The organism is Mesorhizobium sp. B2-3-12 (assembly GCF_006442205.1).
GTDB lineage: Bacteria > Pseudomonadota > Alphaproteobacteria > Rhizobiales > Rhizobiaceae > Mesorhizobium.
On record NZ_VFVR01000004.1, the window covers coordinates 297,641 to 311,763 of the forward strand.

14 protein-coding genes and 1 riboswitch are annotated in these 14,123 nt (G+C 65.0%); of the genes, 5 read left to right on the plus strand and 9 right to left on the minus strand.

Translation table 11 applies throughout. The features are described 5' to 3' along the window. Positions 1 to 48: 48 nt before the first annotated feature. Positions 49 to 1,113: a class II fructose-bisphosphate aldolase gene (gene fba, locus FJ948_RS14790; protein ID WP_140705575.1), complete on the minus strand. Its 1,065-nt coding sequence runs from the start codon at positions 1,111 to 1,113 to the stop codon at positions 49 to 51. A 271-nt stretch (positions 1,114 to 1,384) separates the two neighbouring features. Between fba and FJ948_RS14795 the strand changes: the two genes are divergently transcribed. The 3 genes from FJ948_RS14795 to FJ948_RS14805 are packed head-to-tail and all read left to right on the plus strand — an operon-like array spanning position 1,385 to position 3,399. Then, entirely contained in the window at positions 1,385 to 2,155 is a 771-nt protein-coding gene (locus FJ948_RS14795) for a DeoR/GlpR family DNA-binding transcription regulator (RefSeq protein WP_140705577.1), read from the plus strand. A gap of 18 nt (positions 2,156 to 2,173) precedes the next feature. Beyond that, positions 2,174 to 2,932 (plus strand): triose-phosphate isomerase, encoded by a 759-nt coding sequence (locus tag FJ948_RS14800; RefSeq protein ID WP_140705579.1) that lies wholly within the window; start codon positions 2,174 to 2,176, stop codon positions 2,930 to 2,932. Positions 2,933 to 2,958: 26 nt separating this feature from the next. Beyond that, entirely contained in the window at positions 2,959 to 3,399 is a 441-nt protein-coding gene (locus FJ948_RS14805; protein ID WP_140705580.1) for an RpiB/LacA/LacB family sugar-phosphate isomerase, read from the plus strand. On the opposite strand, the gene dhaL is transcribed toward FJ948_RS14805, so the two are convergent. The 4 genes from dhaL to FJ948_RS14825 all read right to left on the minus strand — a co-directional run bounded on the left by dhaL (position 3,396) and on the right by FJ948_RS14825 (position 7,098). Beyond that, positions 3,396 to 4,031, minus strand: coding sequence for a dihydroxyacetone kinase subunit DhaL (dhaL, locus tag FJ948_RS14810; RefSeq protein WP_140705582.1), 636 nt, complete (start codon positions 4,029 to 4,031; stop codon positions 3,396 to 3,398). The genes FJ948_RS14805 and dhaL overlap by 4 nt on opposite strands. A 10-nt stretch (positions 4,032 to 4,041) precedes the next feature. Next, positions 4,042 to 5,055, minus strand: a complete 1,014-nt coding sequence (locus tag FJ948_RS14815; RefSeq protein ID WP_181173668.1) for a dihydroxyacetone kinase subunit DhaK — start codon at positions 5,053 to 5,055, stop codon at positions 4,042 to 4,044. A 69-nt stretch (positions 5,056 to 5,124) separates the two neighbouring features. Then, a complete protein-coding gene (locus tag FJ948_RS14820) occupies positions 5,125 to 5,598 on the minus strand; it encodes a 6,7-dimethyl-8-ribityllumazine synthase (RefSeq protein ID WP_140705586.1) in 474 nt (157 codons plus the stop codon). A 77-nt stretch (positions 5,599 to 5,675) separates the two neighbouring features. Further along, positions 5,676 to 5,823, minus strand: a riboswitch (FMN riboswitch). A gap of 99 nt (positions 5,824 to 5,922) precedes the next feature. Further along, positions 5,923 to 7,098 carry an MFS transporter gene (locus FJ948_RS14825; RefSeq protein WP_140705588.1) on the minus strand — a complete coding sequence of 392 codons (1,176 nt, stop codon included), beginning with the start codon at positions 7,096 to 7,098 and terminating at the stop codon, positions 5,923 to 5,925. Positions 7,099 to 7,146: 48 nt separating this feature from the next. On the opposite strand from FJ948_RS14825, the gene FJ948_RS14830 reads away from it, so the two are divergent. Beyond that, positions 7,147 to 7,686, plus strand: a complete 540-nt coding sequence (locus FJ948_RS14830) for an Lrp/AsnC family transcriptional regulator (RefSeq protein WP_140705590.1) — start codon at positions 7,147 to 7,149, stop codon at positions 7,684 to 7,686. On the opposite strand, the gene FJ948_RS14835 is transcribed toward FJ948_RS14830, so the two are convergent. Then, positions 7,683 to 9,011, minus strand: a complete 1,329-nt coding sequence (locus FJ948_RS14835; RefSeq protein WP_140705592.1) for a four-carbon acid sugar kinase family protein — start codon at positions 9,009 to 9,011, stop codon at positions 7,683 to 7,685. The genes FJ948_RS14830 and FJ948_RS14835 overlap by 4 nt on opposite strands. Positions 9,012 to 9,013: 2 nt before the next feature. Continuing rightward, a complete protein-coding gene (gene oiaX, locus FJ948_RS14840) occupies positions 9,014 to 10,264 on the minus strand; it encodes a 3-oxo-isoapionate-4-phosphate decarboxylase OiaX (protein WP_140705594.1) in 1,251 nt (416 codons plus the stop codon). 264 nt (positions 10,265 to 10,528) lie between these two features. Between oiaX and FJ948_RS14845 the strand changes: the two genes are divergently transcribed. After that, positions 10,529 to 11,242, plus strand: coding sequence for a transcriptional regulator NanR (locus FJ948_RS14845; protein ID WP_140705596.1), 714 nt, complete (start codon positions 10,529 to 10,531; stop codon positions 11,240 to 11,242). Between the two features lie 9 nt (positions 11,243 to 11,251). Here FJ948_RS14845 and FJ948_RS14850 read toward each other — a convergent pair whose 3' ends face one another. Continuing rightward, positions 11,252 to 13,090, minus strand: a complete 1,839-nt coding sequence (locus FJ948_RS14850; protein ID WP_140705598.1) for a hypothetical protein — start codon at positions 13,088 to 13,090, stop codon at positions 11,252 to 11,254. Continuing rightward, the gene (locus FJ948_RS14855; protein ID WP_140705600.1) at positions 13,087 to 14,121 is read right to left on the minus strand and encodes a Gfo/Idh/MocA family oxidoreductase; all 1,035 of its coding nucleotides are present in this window, start codon (positions 14,119 to 14,121) and stop codon (positions 13,087 to 13,089) included. The genes FJ948_RS14850 and FJ948_RS14855 overlap by 4 nt, the downstream gene beginning before the upstream one ends. Positions 14,122 to 14,123: the final 2 nt, after the last annotated feature.

The following is a 14,123-nucleotide window of genomic DNA, read 5'->3' on the forward strand; positions in this document are numbered from 1 at the left end:
GGTCCAGCGTTTGACAGAATCGCTGAACCGCCCGGGGGCCGCGGTCGTTCAGCCGAATTTCGGATCGAGGCTGCCCGATTTGTAGCGCTTGGCCATTTCCGAGACCGGCAGCGGCTTGATCTTCGGCGCGTTGCCGGCGGTGCCGAACTGCTCGAAGCGCTCCTTGCAGAGCTTCCTCATCGCCGCCATGGCCGGCGTCAGGTATTTGCGCGGGTCGAACTCGCTCGGGTTCTCGGTCAGCACCTTGCGGATTGCACCGGTCAGCGCCATGCGGTTGTCGGTGTCGATGTTGATCTTGCGCACGCCATGCTTGATGCCGCGCTGGATCTCTTCCACCGGCACACCCCAGGTCGGCTTCATCTGGCCGCCATATTTGTTGATGATCTCCTGCAGATCCTCCGGCACCGAGGACGAGCCGTGCATGACGAGGTGCATGTTCGGCAGGCGACGATGGATTTCCTCGATGACGTTCATCGCCAGCACCGCGCCGTCGGGCTTGCGCGAGAATTTATAGGCGCCGTGGCTGGTGCCCATGGCCACCGCCAGCGCATCGACATGCGTGTCCTTGACGAACTGCACCGCCTGCTCGGGATCGGTCAAGAGCTGGTCGTGGCTGATCGCGCCTTCGACGCCGTGGCCGTCTTCCTGCTCGCCGCCGCCGCTCTCCAATGAACCCAGCACGCCGATTTCGCCTTCCACCGAGACGCCGCCCCAATGCGCCATGTCGACGACGCGCTTAGTGATGCCGGAATTATAGGCATAGTCGGCCGGCGACTTGCCGTCCTCCTTGAGCGAACCGTCCATCATCACCGAGGTGAAGCCGTACTGGATCGCGGTGACGCAGGTGGCTTCGTTGTTGCCGTGGTCGAGATGCATGCAGACCGGGATGTCGGGGTGGATTTCCACCAGCGCGTCGATCAGCTTGGCCAGCACCACGTCATTGGCGTAGGCGCGCGCGCCGCGGCTGGCCTGCAGGATGACCGGCGACTTGGTCTCCTCAGCGGCTTCCATGATGGCGAGGCCTTGTTCCATGTTGTTCATGTTGAAGGCCGGCACGCCATAGCCATGTTCGGCGGCGTGATCGAGCAATTGTCTCAGTGTGATGCGAGCCAACGATTAGTCTCCCGTATCTGGTTTCAAAACCCGTGGTTGCGGGCTGTCCGCGCATCGTCCAGCCCACCGATGCTTCTGGCCGGAATTCCGCGCAACCGCAACCGTGACAGACCGTCCCGGCCGCAATTCTTGTTACAGCGTCGCGATAAAAGCCGGCGAAATATCCCAAGGAAATATCTCATTATCACAAAAATAATGATACTCGTGCGGCGATATCTGTTATATCTGGCTCGATCAAGGCGCCAGGGTTCTGCTTTGGCGGGTCGGCGGCATGAAGAGCGACAACAGACGACAAGGCATCATCGATTTCCTGGTGGACGCCGGCGCGGCAAGCGTCGACGATCTTGCCTCCCGCTTTGGCGTCTCCAGGATGACCGTGCATCGCGACCTCGACGAACTCGAGGAAAGCGGCTTCCTGCGCAAGGTGCGCGGCGGCGCCTCGATCCAGCCGAGCAGCCTGTTCGAAAGCGATTTCCGTTACCGGCAGAAGCAGGCGATCGGGGAAAAGCAGCGCCTTGCGGCGTCGGCCGTGATCATGATCGAACCCGGCCAGACCGTCATCATCGACGACGGCTCGACGGCGGGCGGCATTGCGCGCCATTTGGCGGATCTCAGGCCGCTGACGGTGATTACCAACAACCTCGCCGTCATCCAGGATCTGGCCGGTGCCGGAGGCATCAACCTGATCGCGCTGGGCGGCCAGTACTCGAAGAAATTCCACGGCTTCTTCGGCCTGCTCGCGGAGGCCTCGCTGCGATCGCTGCGTGCCGACGTCGCCTTCCTGTCCTCATCCGCCATTCATGGCGCCTCCGCCTTCCATCAGGACCAGGAAGTGGTGCAGGCCAAGCGGCTGATGATGGCGGCGGCGACGCGCAAATATCTGCTGGTCGATCACGGCAAGTTTGGTCGCAGCGCATTGCATTTCCTGACCGATCTCAACGCGTTCGACGCCGTCTTCACCGGGCGCGAGCCGGAGCCCGGAATGCGCGCGACGCTCGATGCGGCCGGGGTTTTGCTGACCGTGGTCGCCGACAAGGATTGAGGATCAAGGAGAGTACGCGTGGTTTACTGGGTCGGTACAAGCTGGAAGATGAACAAGACGCTCGCCGAGGCGCTTGATTTTGCAGGCGCGCTGGCCGGCTTCGTGCCGGGTTTCGACGATCGCATCCAGCCTTTCGTCATCCCGCCCTTCACGGCCGTGCGGGAGGTCAAGCGGGCGTTTTCGGCGACACGCATCAAGGTCGGTGCGCAGAACATGCATTGGGCCGATGCCGGCGCCTGGACCGGCGAGATCTCGCCGGTGATGCTGAACGATTGCGGGCTCGACCTGGTCGAACTCGGCCACAGCGAGCGGCGCGAGCATTTCGGCGAGATCGACCGAACGGTCGGGCTGAAGACCGCGGCGGCGGTCAGGCATCGATTGATACCACTGATCTGCGTCGGCGAAACGCTGGCCGAGCGCGAAGGCGGCAAGGCCGATGCGGTGCTGCGCGCCCAAGTCGAGGGGGCGCTGCAATTCCTCGAAGGCGAGGCGAAAGGCGCAAAGATCCTGTTCGCCTACGAACCGGTCTGGGCGATCGGCGACAAGGGCATTCCGGCGAGCTCCGACTATGCCGACAGGCAGCAGGCGTTGATCAAGCAGGTCGCCGGCGGTCTGCTGCCGTCCGTGCCGCCGGTGCTCTATGGCGGCAGCGTCAATCCCGGCAATGCCGCCGAGCTGATCGGCCAGCCCAACATTGACGGCCTGTTCATCGGCCGCTCCGCCTGGCAGGCCGAAGGCTATATCGACATCCTGCGCCGCGCTTCCGCGGCGATCTGAATCAATCGAACTGGAAAGGACAGAAAATGAAAATAGCCATCGGAGCAGACAGCGCCGGCAAGCCGCTGCTCGACGTCATCGCCGCGCATCTGGCGACCAAGCCCGGCCTCACCGTCAGCGACCTCAGCCAGGCGGGCTTCTATGCCGACCTGTCGCAAAAACTCGCCCAGACCATCGTCGACGGCGAGAACGAGCGCGGCATCCTGTTCTGCGGTACCGGCATCGGCGTCTCGATCTCGGCCAACAAGGTGCCGGGCATCCGTGCCGCGCTCACCCATGACACTTACTCGGCCGAGCGCGCCGCGAAATCCAACAACGCCCAGATCATCACCATGGGCGCGCGCGTCATCGGGCCGGAACTGGCCAAGGCCATTGTCGACGCCTGGCTGGCCTCGGAGTTCGACGAGAAGGGGCCGTCGGCCGGCAACGTCCAGGCGATCAACAAGCTCGACGCGGCAAAGAGCTAAGCGAGACTTTTCTGCATCGCGCCGATGACGGTGACGGCTGAGGCCGCGCCCGGGTCCATGTGCCCGAGCGACCGTTCGCCGAGCCGCGACGAGCGGCCCTTGGCGGCGATCATGTCCTTGGTGGCTTCGGCGCCGCGCTCGGCGGCGGCGAGGGCAGCCTGCAGGCTTTCGGCAAGACTTTTTCCCGCTGCGTTGCTGGCGCCAGCCGCTTCGGCCGCGGGTTGCCAAGCATCGACCATGGTCTTTTCACCGGTCTCGGCCTTGCCGCGATCCCTGATGCCTTGCGCCATCGCTTGGAACAGGGCGACGACATCGCTATCCGCCAGCTCGGCCTTGCCCTTGACGGCGGCGGCGGCGCGCATGAAGGCCGTGGCATAGAGCGGGCCCGACGACGCGCCGACGGCGTTGAGGAACGATTTCGCGGCTGTGTTGAGCAAGCCCGTGGGTTCGGTCGCCGCCAGGTCGAGCGATGCCAGTGCATCGCGCACGGCGTTGAAGCCGAGCGCCATGGCAATGCCGTGGTCGGCGTCGCCGATCACGCCGTCGAGCTGGCAAAGCCGATCCCTGTCGGCCTCGATTGCCACCGCGATCGCGTCGAACATTCTCTTCAGGTCGGAGGCGCCGATGGTCATGGAGCGCTCCTCAGCCGGCACGGAACATGGCGCAATCGCAGGGATGGTCGAGCATCGCCTGCAATTCTTCGTCGAGATGGAAAAGCGTCACCGAGGCGCCGGCCATTTCCAGCGACGTGCAGTAATTGCCGACCCATGTGGCGTGAATGGAAACGCCGATCGCATCGAGCCGCTGCTTGACCCGGCGGTTCATGATGTAGAGCTCCATCAGCGGCGTCGATCCCAGCGAATTGACCAGCACCGCGACCTTGTCGCCACGCTTCGGCGCCATCTCGGCGAGGATCTTGTCCAGCATTTCGTCGGTGATCTCGTCGGCGGTTCCGAGCTTGCCGCGCGCGATGCCGGGTTCCCCATGGATGCCCATGCCGATCTCCATCTCGTCGCCTCCGATCTCGAAATTCGGCCGCCGCGTCTGCGGCAGCGAGCAGGGCGACAGCGCTACGCCTATGGTGAAGGTATGGTCGTTGGCCTTGCGGGCGACGCGCTCGACCTCGTCGAGGGGGAGCATGAGGTCGCAGGCCGCACCGGCCGCCTTGAAGATGAAGAAATTGCCGGCGACACCACGGCGCTTCTGTCGCTGGTCAAGCGGCGCCGAGGCGACGTCGTCGGTGGTCAGCACGGTGCGCACCTCGATGTCGTCCATGCCGGCCATCTCGGCCGCCATGTCGAAATTCATCACGTCGCCCGCATAGTTGCCGTACATGAACAACACACCGGCGCCGCCGCTGACCGCCTTGGCGCATTCGAGAATGGGATCAGGCGGCGGCGAGGCAAAGACGTTGCCGACGGCCGCCGCGTCCGCCAGCCCCTTGCCGACAAAGCCGAGAAAGGTCGGCTCATGGCCGGAGCCGCCGCCGATCACCAGCCCGACCTTGCCAGGCCGTGGCCCATCGCGGGCGATGATCGAGCGCGGGCTGCCGTCTACGCTCCTGAGATGGCGAGGATGCGCGGCGAGGATCCCTTCGAGCATCTCGTCGACGGCGCGGTTGCCGTCATTGATGATCTTCTTGGTCTGCACCGGCATCCTCCCGAACTCGCGTATTTCGCGAGATACTACAGGCTGTTACCGGGATTTCCACCCGGCTTCGTTGCTTCAGGCCGCGATCTTTTCTCGCGCGGCGAGAATCTCCACGCACGCCTTGGCCGCCTCCTTGCCCTTGACCGTGAAGTGCTCGAAGAAGAAGCGATGGTGCTCGGCGCTGTCGTGGAAATTGTGCGGCGTCAGCACCGCCGACAGCACCGGCACGCCGGTCGACAGCTGCACGTTCATCATGCCGTCGATGACGGCGCCGGCGACGAAGTCATGCCGGTAAATGCCGCCATTGACGACGAACGCCGTGCCGAGGATCGCGGCATAGCGGCCGGTCCCGGCTAGCGTCTTGGCATGCAGCGGAATTTCGTAGGCGCCGGGCACGTCGAAGACGTCGACGGCAAAGCGTCCTTTGCCGATCTCGGCCAGTTCCGCCTCGAACGCCTTCACGCACTGGTCGACGATGTCGGCGTGCCAACGCGCCCTGATGACGGCGATGCGGATCGTCTCGTAGTCTTTGTGGGAATGCTGATTCATCGGTCCATCCTTCCGTTTCGAACCAGAATCAGGACGCACGATACGAAATCCGGCCCGCCGGGGCGGTCCGTTTTCCGTTTCGTTCTCTTTCATCCGGACTCTGACCGTCGGCTCCGGAATCACACCGGATCTGCTGACCTTTCCAATTGTCTTGGAAAGCGCTCGCGGGCTTGGGCCGAAACCCTTACCGCCGGTGGGGACTTTCACCCCGCCCTGAGAACATTAACGGCTCTGTATGGGAGGACAGGGGGCCGCTGTCAACGCGGCAGGGGCCATTGGCCAATCACGTTTTGCCGACTGGAGCAACGCGGCAAGCGGATCGTTCTAGCGGGTGCGCCAGGCTGCAGCCAAAGCGGCAACCAGCATCAGCAAGGCCGCGACTGCCGCGCATATGGCAAAGCCGAAGCCGGAATAGAGCGGCCCGAAGCCGGTGGTGCCGACGAAGACCGCCAGATAGGTCACCGCGCTGTTCAGCCCCATGATCGTGCCGCGCCGCGAGGGGTCGAGCGCCGACAGGCGCATCACCAGCACATTCAGCCCGAAATGGTTGGCAAGCCCCCAGGCCGCGACCATCGCGAGGGTGAGGCCATAGCTGCCGCTGGTCGCCGCGATCGCCACATAGACGATAGCGACGAGCAGATAGGCGAAAGGCATGACGCGCCGGGCGCCCAGGCGATCGATGATGCCGTCGAAGAGCGCCGCCGTGCCGAACCCCGCGCCATAGGCAAGGGCGGCCAGGCCGTTGGCGCTGACCGGCTGCCCAAGCCCGCTGTGGAGATGGTCGCCGAGATAGCCATAGACACCGTAGAAGGCGGTCATGAACGCGCCGCAGGCGATGAGAAGCGGCACGATGCCGGGGATGTTCAGCGCCGCGAGCGGGGCAGGCGCCGGTCCAGCCTTCCTGACATCCGGCAGCGACGATGCGGTGAGGCCGCCGAGCGCCAGCGCGGCCAGCAGCGCCACCGCGGCGAAGACGGCGCGCCAGTGAACGAGATCGGCAAGCACCGCCGACAGGGAAACGCCGGCCACCATGCTGAGCGTCCAGCCGGTCAGCACCACGCCGATCGTGCCGCTTTCGCGGCCGGGCGGAGCGATGGCCGCGGCACTGGCGTAGATTGCCGGCATGGCGATGCCGGCGGCGATCCCGGCGACAAGCTGTGCCGCAACCAGCGCGGTCACCGTCGGCGCCGCGGCGCTGGCGACCAATGCCAATGCCAGCAGCAGCAGGGCTGCCTGCAACATCCGGCGGGCGCCTACCCGGTCGATATGGCGTGCCAGGAACAGGGCGCTCGCCGACGTGCCGAGGCCGAAGGCAGCTGCCGCCATCATCACCATGGGAACGCTGGTCGAAAACGATACGGCCACGGCCGGCGCGATCGGACCCAGCACCAGCGAATTCGAGCCGATCACGGCGATGCATCCGGTCAGGAGATAGGCCAGCGCCGGGATGGACGGCCTTGTGTTCGCGCTCAAGGTTGCGGCTTGATCGTTGTTCGACATATCAGCATAATGGCCGTATTAAATTCCGTGACAATCGGGAATACCGATATGGATGAAGAAACAGATGGCATTCCGCGGAACAAGCCAGCAGCCCGGGATGTCGACGCGATCGACCGAAAAATATTAGGCGTTATGGTCGATGACGCGACGGTCAGCTATGCCGAACTCGGCGATCGCGTCGGCCTGTCGCCGCCGGCAGCGCATGAGCGGGTCAAGCGGCTTCGGCGCAGCGGCGCCATCCGCAGCACATCAGCCATCATCGATCCAAACGCGGTGCGGAAGCCGCTGCTCACCTTCGTCCATATCGACACCAGCGGCTGGGGCAAGACCCCGGAACTGATGGCGATCTCGCAATACCCGGAAGTCGAGGAAATCCACACCGTCGCCGGCGACACATGCGTCTTGCTCAAGGTACGTACCGAGGACACCAAGGCGCTTGAAGGACTGCTGTTGCGTCTCTACGAGACCCCCGGCGTCACCTCGACGCGCAGCTACGTGGTTCTGGCGACCTATCTCGAACGGCCGGTGCAGCCCGGCATCACGACGCAGTGGCCATCGCCAAGGCATATGGCCAAGCCGCTGTACTAGCTCCCCAGCCGGATCGTCTCGAAATAGGCGTCTGTGCCGACCTGGCCGCCCTTCAGCGCGATCTCCAGGCCGTCGATCGCGCCGCCGCCATGAGCGACGCAGAGCGGCGATCCCGGCGATTGCGGCAGCGGCATGCGCACGGTCAGCGCGTCGATGGCCAGTTGTCCGAGCGCGTGGCTCGACGTGTCGCCACCGGCGATCACCGCGCGCTTGAGTTTCTGCTCGGCGATCAACCGGCGCAGGATCGTCCCCAGCGCCCGCCCGAGCGTGTTCCGGGCGCCCTCGATCCGGTCGATCTCGACGCCGCGATCGGCCTGTGGACCGAGCGCGGTGTAGAGGATGACGCTGCGGCCATTGGCCAGGCTCGCCAGTCCGGCGGCGACCGCCTGCTCGATCGCTTCGCCCGCACTTTCCGAGACCAGTCGCATCGCATCCATCTCGACACCATCGAAGCCATGGGCAAGGGCGTGGCGGATCTGCTTTTCCGTGGTCGGCGAGACGCTGCCCGACACGACGGCGAGCCGATCGACCGCGCCGGGCGGTGCGAATGCGGCATGCCCCGATACGATGCCCTTGGTGGCCCACTCGGCAAGCAAGGCATATTCGGCGCCGGAGGATCCGACGACGAAGCCATGGCCCTTGCCGTGGATGCGCCAAAGCTGTTCGCCGACCCGTTTCTGCGTCTCACGGCTGTCGACGTCGAACAGGACGACGTCCTTGTCCTGCAGCAATCGGTCGACCGTTTGCGCGAGATCGTCCGCCTGCAATGTCGCGAGGTCGATGAGGCCCGAGCTGAGGCTGGTCTGGCGCGAAAGGTGGACGAGCAGGTCGGCCTCGTCCATCGGCGTCACCGGATGCCTGCTCATCACCGGATGCCGGTCGATGCGGAAATAGGCGCCGCGGAAGGCCGCGAAGAGATTGCCGAAGGCGGTGTAGCGCTTGAGCTGCGGCGCGCCGACCACCATCGGCACGCTCGCGCCGCCGAAAATGCGCCTGCCGATCTCGGTGGCGCGGCCGATATTGCCGACCGCCGGGCTGGAATCGAAGGTCGAACAGATCTTGTAATGGCAGAGCGCCGCGCCGAGGCCCTTCAGCCATTCGAAGGCCGGCGTCAGGTTTTCCTCCATCCATTGCGGCGTTTCGCTGCGGCTGGTGCCCGCCAGGCCAATTGCGCGGCAATGGGAAAACCGCGCCAGCAGGGACGGGTCTGGCTGGCGCATGAACAGCACGGTCGGCAAGCCGCCGAGTTCGAGCGCCTCCATCACGTCGGTCGAGCCGGTGAGGTCGTCGCCATAGTAACTGAGGAGCAGGTTCCGCGCGGCCATGCTCATGCCGCCTTGCCGTCGCCGAATTTCCCGATCGATCTCGCCAGTTCGGGGTGATCGCGGGCATAGTCCGCCAGCGCGATGCCCTCGACCGCCGCCTGCCAGGCTTGCAGAACGGCTCGCACGCCGGCGCCGGGGCCATCCGGATGGCTGACGATGCCGCCGCCGCAGAGATAGAGGAGATCGAGCGTGCGGCCGGTGCGCTCATAGGTTTCGGGCGCCTGACCGCCCCATTGGCCGGAGCAGGCCACCGGCAGCGCGCAATCCTCAGGCGAAAACAGCGGCGTCGTCACCGCCTCGAAGGAGCGGATGAAGGAATCGTCCGGCTCCCAGTATTTCGAGCCGATGCCGTTGATCTGGAACTGGTCGACGCCGAGCAGCCGCCAGAATTGCTGCCAAACGCTGAAATCCATGCCGAGTCCGGGATGGCGTGTCAGGATGTCCCAGCCATTGCGATGGGCATGCAGCACCAGCCCGGAGCGCTTTCTCAGATAGGCCATGCCGCCGAAGCCGATGGAGTTGATGTTGACGACGGCGCAATTGCCGCCGGCTTCGAGCACCAGATCGTGGTTGCGCATCATCTCGTCGGGATCGGCATGCGAGATGCCGAAAGCATACATCACCTTCTTGCCGGTCTTCTGCTCGTGGTCGAGGATGAGGGGCATGATCGCCTTCACCCGCTCGGCAAGCGGCGAATAGGCCGGGCTCATCAGCTTCTCGTCGTCCTTGATGAAATCGACGCCGGCCTCGATCAGTTCGCCCACCATTTCGGCCGTCTCGTGCGGCCTGAGACCCAGCGCCGGCTTGACGATGGTGCCGATGATCGGGCGGCCTTCGACCCCGGTCAGCCTGCGGCTGCCGGCGGCACCGAATTGCGGGCCCGGATGGGCGCCCCTGAATTGTTCCGGCAGCTTCATGTCGATGACGCGGATGCCGGACAGGCCCCGGATCGAATAGGTGCCGCCGATGGCGATGGTCATCAGCGCCGAAAGATCGGTGCCGATGGCATCGAACGGGAAGCCGATGTCGACGTCGGCGCGCCGAAACGGCCCGTTGCCGGACCCGGGCAGCGATGGTTGCCCGGCATCGGGCAGGTGTCGGATCGCCAGCACGCGCGCCGCCACGCGCGCCTTCAGCTCCTCGGTCTCGCCCGGCAGCGCGACGAAGGTGCCGGTCGACTGGTCGCTGGCGATCTTGGCCGCCAGCGCCTCGATGCTGCCAGGGGTTTCGATGCGATAGGTAAGCGTGATCATGGTTGGCCGGCCGCTCGAAAAGGGTTCGAAAAAAGTTTCATCGCGCAGGAAATCTGGTATAATGAGTACATAAGTATTGCAAGAAATATCCTCGCCTCGACAAGAGCGGACGGGCTGCGGCAATTCCAGGAAAACTGTACAACGGTTTCCGTTCGGAATTGCGTGAGACCAAAGAGTTGGAGCGACCCCGCTCCAGGCGCGGGCATTCCGGTAATCCCGCCGGGAATGCTAAACAGGACCCGGGCCAGGGAGTGATTCGTCACGATGAACCGTTCGGAGCCGATCGTCCGGCGCAAACTTTCCGACGAAGTCTTTGCAAGACTGAAGCGGCTGATCACCAGCGGCGAATTGCAGCCGGGCGACGACATGCCGTCCGAGCGCGAACTGATGGAGCGCTTCGAGGTCGGCCGGCCGGCGATCCGCGAGGCCATGCAGGCGCTGAGCAATATGGGGCTGGTCGCCATCTCGCATGGCGAGCGCGCCAAGGTGCTGCAACTGACCGCCAAGTCGATCATCAGGCAGGTCGACGGCGCTGCCAAGATCATCCTGTCCTCGTCCAGAGACACGCTGGAACACCTGAAGACCGCGCGCATCTTCTTCGAGCGCGGCATGGTCAGGGAAGCGGCGGAAAAGGCTACATCGGAGGATGTGCAACTGCTGAAGGCGACCGTGGCCGAGCAGCGCGCCGCGCGCGGCGATTCCGAAGGCTTCATCTCCTCCGACATGAAGTTTCACACCCAGATCGCGACCATTTCAGGCAATCCGATCTATGTCGCCGTCAGCGAAGCCACGCTGGGCTGGCTGAAGGAATACCACACCGAAATGCTGATCTGGACCGGCAAGGAAAAATACACGCTGACCGAGCATGAGGAGATCATCGACCGCATCGAGCAGCGGGACGCCGACGGCGCCGAGAAGGCGATGATCAAGCACCTCGAACGCTCGCGCGCGCTCTATGTGATGAATTCCGAGAAGTAGGCTGTCTGCCTAACCGATCCGGGCAATCGCATAGGGCGACATGACGATGTCGCGCTGGCCAAGCGCGGAAACATCGACCGGGACATCGTTCGCCGTCAGGTTCGCCAGCCAGACGATGGTCTCGCCCGAGACAGAGCGGCCGGCCAGCGCCAGCACCCGCGTCTCGTCGCTCGTCGTGGCGCAAACATGCGTCAGCCCGGCCAACGCACAAAGCCCTTCGATAGCCCGGAAGATCGGCCGCGGCGTTCCCTCTGCGACGGGTTCGCCCGGTCCCGCGACCACGCCGAAAGGTCCGGCGAAGCTGGACAGCGTCAGCATCTCCAGCCCCGCCGGCGCGACGCGCGCGGCGTAGCCGATGGTCCATGCGGCGGCGAATTGCGCGGCATGGCGGGGATCGCGGTTGGCCATGGCGATGCGCTGTCCCCGCGGATTGTCCTTGGTCGCGCCGCCATAGGGGTTCTGGCGCATGGCGATCGTCGATGGCCCGATCCGGTAGGGCTTTGTGCCGAAGATCGCCCGGCTGGACCGGGTTATGAAGGGCAGCGCCTCCAGCGACTGCATGACGCTGAGATCGTCGGCGGCATGCACGATCGGGTTGGTGCAGTGGGTGATGAAATCGAGCTGGCTAGCCGGAACGCGCTTGCGGTTGAGCTCGGTGAAATAGCTGAACATGCCGCCGCCAAGGCGGAGGCCGGGAAAGGCGCGCCGCGCCGCCGCGTAGACGTCCTCGAGCGGCGGACATGCCGGCCAGGCGCTGCCCGGCGGTGTCGACTGACGGTCGACCGCGGGCGACACCGCGATGGCGTCGAGCCGCAACCCTGCGTGACGCACCATGTCGGCGACGTCGGAAAGTTCGGCGTCGAGGTCGCCGGTGCAGGCGGCCACGCATTCCAGCGTCGTCGAAACGGGATAGGCGGCGGCGAGCCGGGCATGGGCACGCAGCGCGTCGAGGCCATGGCCGCGCGTCGGATCGAAATGGAAAAGCAACTGCCGGGAACCGAGCCTCGCCAGCAACGGCAGGTCGGCAAGGGTTGCCTGGACATCCTCGGGATAGATCACCACGCCGATGTCAGGCAGCTTCGAGCCGGCTTCGCCGAGTTCGACGCGGACCGGTTCGGCCGCCGCTGCCGAGGCAGCCACATTGGCGTCGCCGGCAATGCGCAAGCTGATCGTCTGGCGCACTGGCTCTCCGGCCGGCAGCATATAGGGCCATGGCAGCGCCAGCGGCCGCACATAGGTCTTGTAGGAGGCGTCTGACCAGTTGCGCTGGTCCTCCATCTCGAATGTGTCGCCTTCCATCCGGCATTGCGCGGTAACGCCGGGCCGCACCCTATGCGTGATGGCGCGCAAATCCTTGAAGGGCTGCCACGGGTCGATCAGATCGGGCAGTTCCGTCTCGACCACGCTGCCGTCGGTGTGCTCGACCGTTACCGGGCTGCCGGCGAGGCCGGCGATCGGGTGCAGGATGCAGAAGCCGCAGCGGTTGGTCTCGAAGTCGCTCTCAGGAAGCGCGGTCACATCGAAGATCAGCCGCCCGTCGGCAAAGCCTTCGATCGTCGCGTGGAAGCCAAGCCGGCTGCCGGCGGGGCCTAGGCAGCTTGCCGCGTAGCCGACGGCGAAACGGTCGTCCCTCTGGTCGATGGTCAGCTCCGTCAGCTCAGGCTCATACGTGCCCCAGTCACGGTCGCGCACGATATAGGCGATGGCGCGCAGCACTTCGGTTCCGCCATGGCGGATGGTGCGCAGATTGCCGTTGACCAGCTCCGCGCTCAATGCGCCCGCCTGCAGCAGGATCGGCGCCGCTTCCGCCGTCCGTGTGCCGTAAAGATCGAAAGCGTCTGATGTCATCTGAGCAAGGCGTCGATTTGCACCGGTTCGCGGCTAGCGGCGCCGGCATAGGCGGCTTCGACGAGCGCAAAGGTTTTCAGATTGTCGGCGCCCGAGGTCGCCGGTTCCTTGCCTGATGCAAGGCGGTCTATCCAGTGCTTCTGGATCGCCAGCACACTTTCCTGGATGTTGTGCCATGGCCGCGAGGCCCAGGGCAGCAGCGGCGGCGAGACATCGCTCACCTTGGTCCCGCTCTTGCCGGTGACGGTCAACCGGTACCCTTGCGCCAGCCGGATCGTGCCGTCGCCGCCGTCGAGTTCGATCAGCGTTTCCGGAAATGGCTCGACGGCAAGCTTCGTCGCATAGCTGCAATCGACGACGGAAGTGGCGCCGCCGCCATGGTCCATCAGCATCGTGGCGACATCCTCGCCGGCGATGGCCGGGTTGATGCGCGCCGTGCGGGCGGTGAGGCTCGACACGTCGCCGAGCAGGAAGCGGGCTATGTCGAGGATGTGGATGCCAAGATCCTCGATGATGAAACGCTTGCCCGTCGCCAGATAGGGCTGGCCGGAAAACACGTCATAGCCGGAGCGGAACGAGATGCGGCCGAAGAAGGGCGTGCCGATCTCGCCGCTGTCGAGCACCGCGCGCACCGCCTGGATCGGCGACTGCCAGCGAAAGTTTTCGTGGATCATCAGCGGCACGCCGGCATCGGCGCAAGCCTTCACCATCGCCTTGGCATCGCTGAGCGTCGGCGCGAAGGGTTTCTGGCAGATGACAGGGACGCGGTGGCCGGCTGCTATTTCGACCAGCGCACGATGGCTGCCCACCGTGGTGGCGATGTCGACGAAGTCGAGTTTCTCCGCCGCGAACATCGCCGCCGCATCGGCGTAGCGCCGCGCCACGCCGAATTGGTCGCCGACGATCCTGAGCCGTTCCGGATCGCGGTCGCAGATGGCGACGATCATGGCGCCTTCGATGTCGCGCCAGGCATGCATCTGGTTGACGGCGAAGAAGCCGCAGCCGATCAGCGCTCCACGCAACGCAGCCATTC

Coding starts and splice junctions, on each gene's coding strand:
- FJ948_RS14850 (WP_140705598.1), bottom strand. CDS start 13,090: ATGACATCAGACGCTTTCGATCTTTACGGCACACGGACGGCGGAAGCG.
- FJ948_RS14815 (WP_181173668.1), bottom strand. CDS start 5,055: ATGCCGGTGCAGACCAAGAAGATCATCAATGACGGCAACCGCGCCGTC.
- dhaL (WP_140705582.1), bottom strand. CDS start 4,031: ATGACCATCGGCGCCTCCGACCTGAAGAGAATGTTCGACGCGATCGCG.
- FJ948_RS14805 (WP_140705580.1), top strand. CDS start 2,959: ATGAAAATAGCCATCGGAGCAGACAGCGCCGGCAAGCCGCTGCTCGAC.
- FJ948_RS14820 (WP_140705586.1), bottom strand. CDS start 5,598: ATGAATCAGCATTCCCACAAAGACTACGAGACGATCCGCATCGCCGTC.
- FJ948_RS14825 (WP_140705588.1), bottom strand. CDS start 7,098: ATGTCGAACAACGATCAAGCCGCAACCTTGAGCGCGAACACAAGGCCG.
- oiaX (WP_140705594.1), bottom strand. CDS start 10,264: ATGATCACGCTTACCTATCGCATCGAAACCCCTGGCAGCATCGAGGCG.
- FJ948_RS14835 (WP_140705592.1), bottom strand. CDS start 9,011: ATGGCCGCGCGGAACCTGCTCCTCAGTTACTATGGCGACGACCTCACC.
- FJ948_RS14830 (WP_140705590.1), top strand. CDS start 7,147: ATGGATGAAGAAACAGATGGCATTCCGCGGAACAAGCCAGCAGCCCGG.
- FJ948_RS14795 (WP_140705577.1), top strand. CDS start 1,385: ATGAAGAGCGACAACAGACGACAAGGCATCATCGATTTCCTGGTGGAC.
- FJ948_RS14855 (WP_140705600.1), bottom strand. CDS start 14,121: ATGGCTGCGTTGCGTGGAGCGCTGATCGGCTGCGGCTTCTTCGCCGTC.
- FJ948_RS14845 (WP_140705596.1), top strand. CDS start 10,529: ATGAACCGTTCGGAGCCGATCGTCCGGCGCAAACTTTCCGACGAAGTC.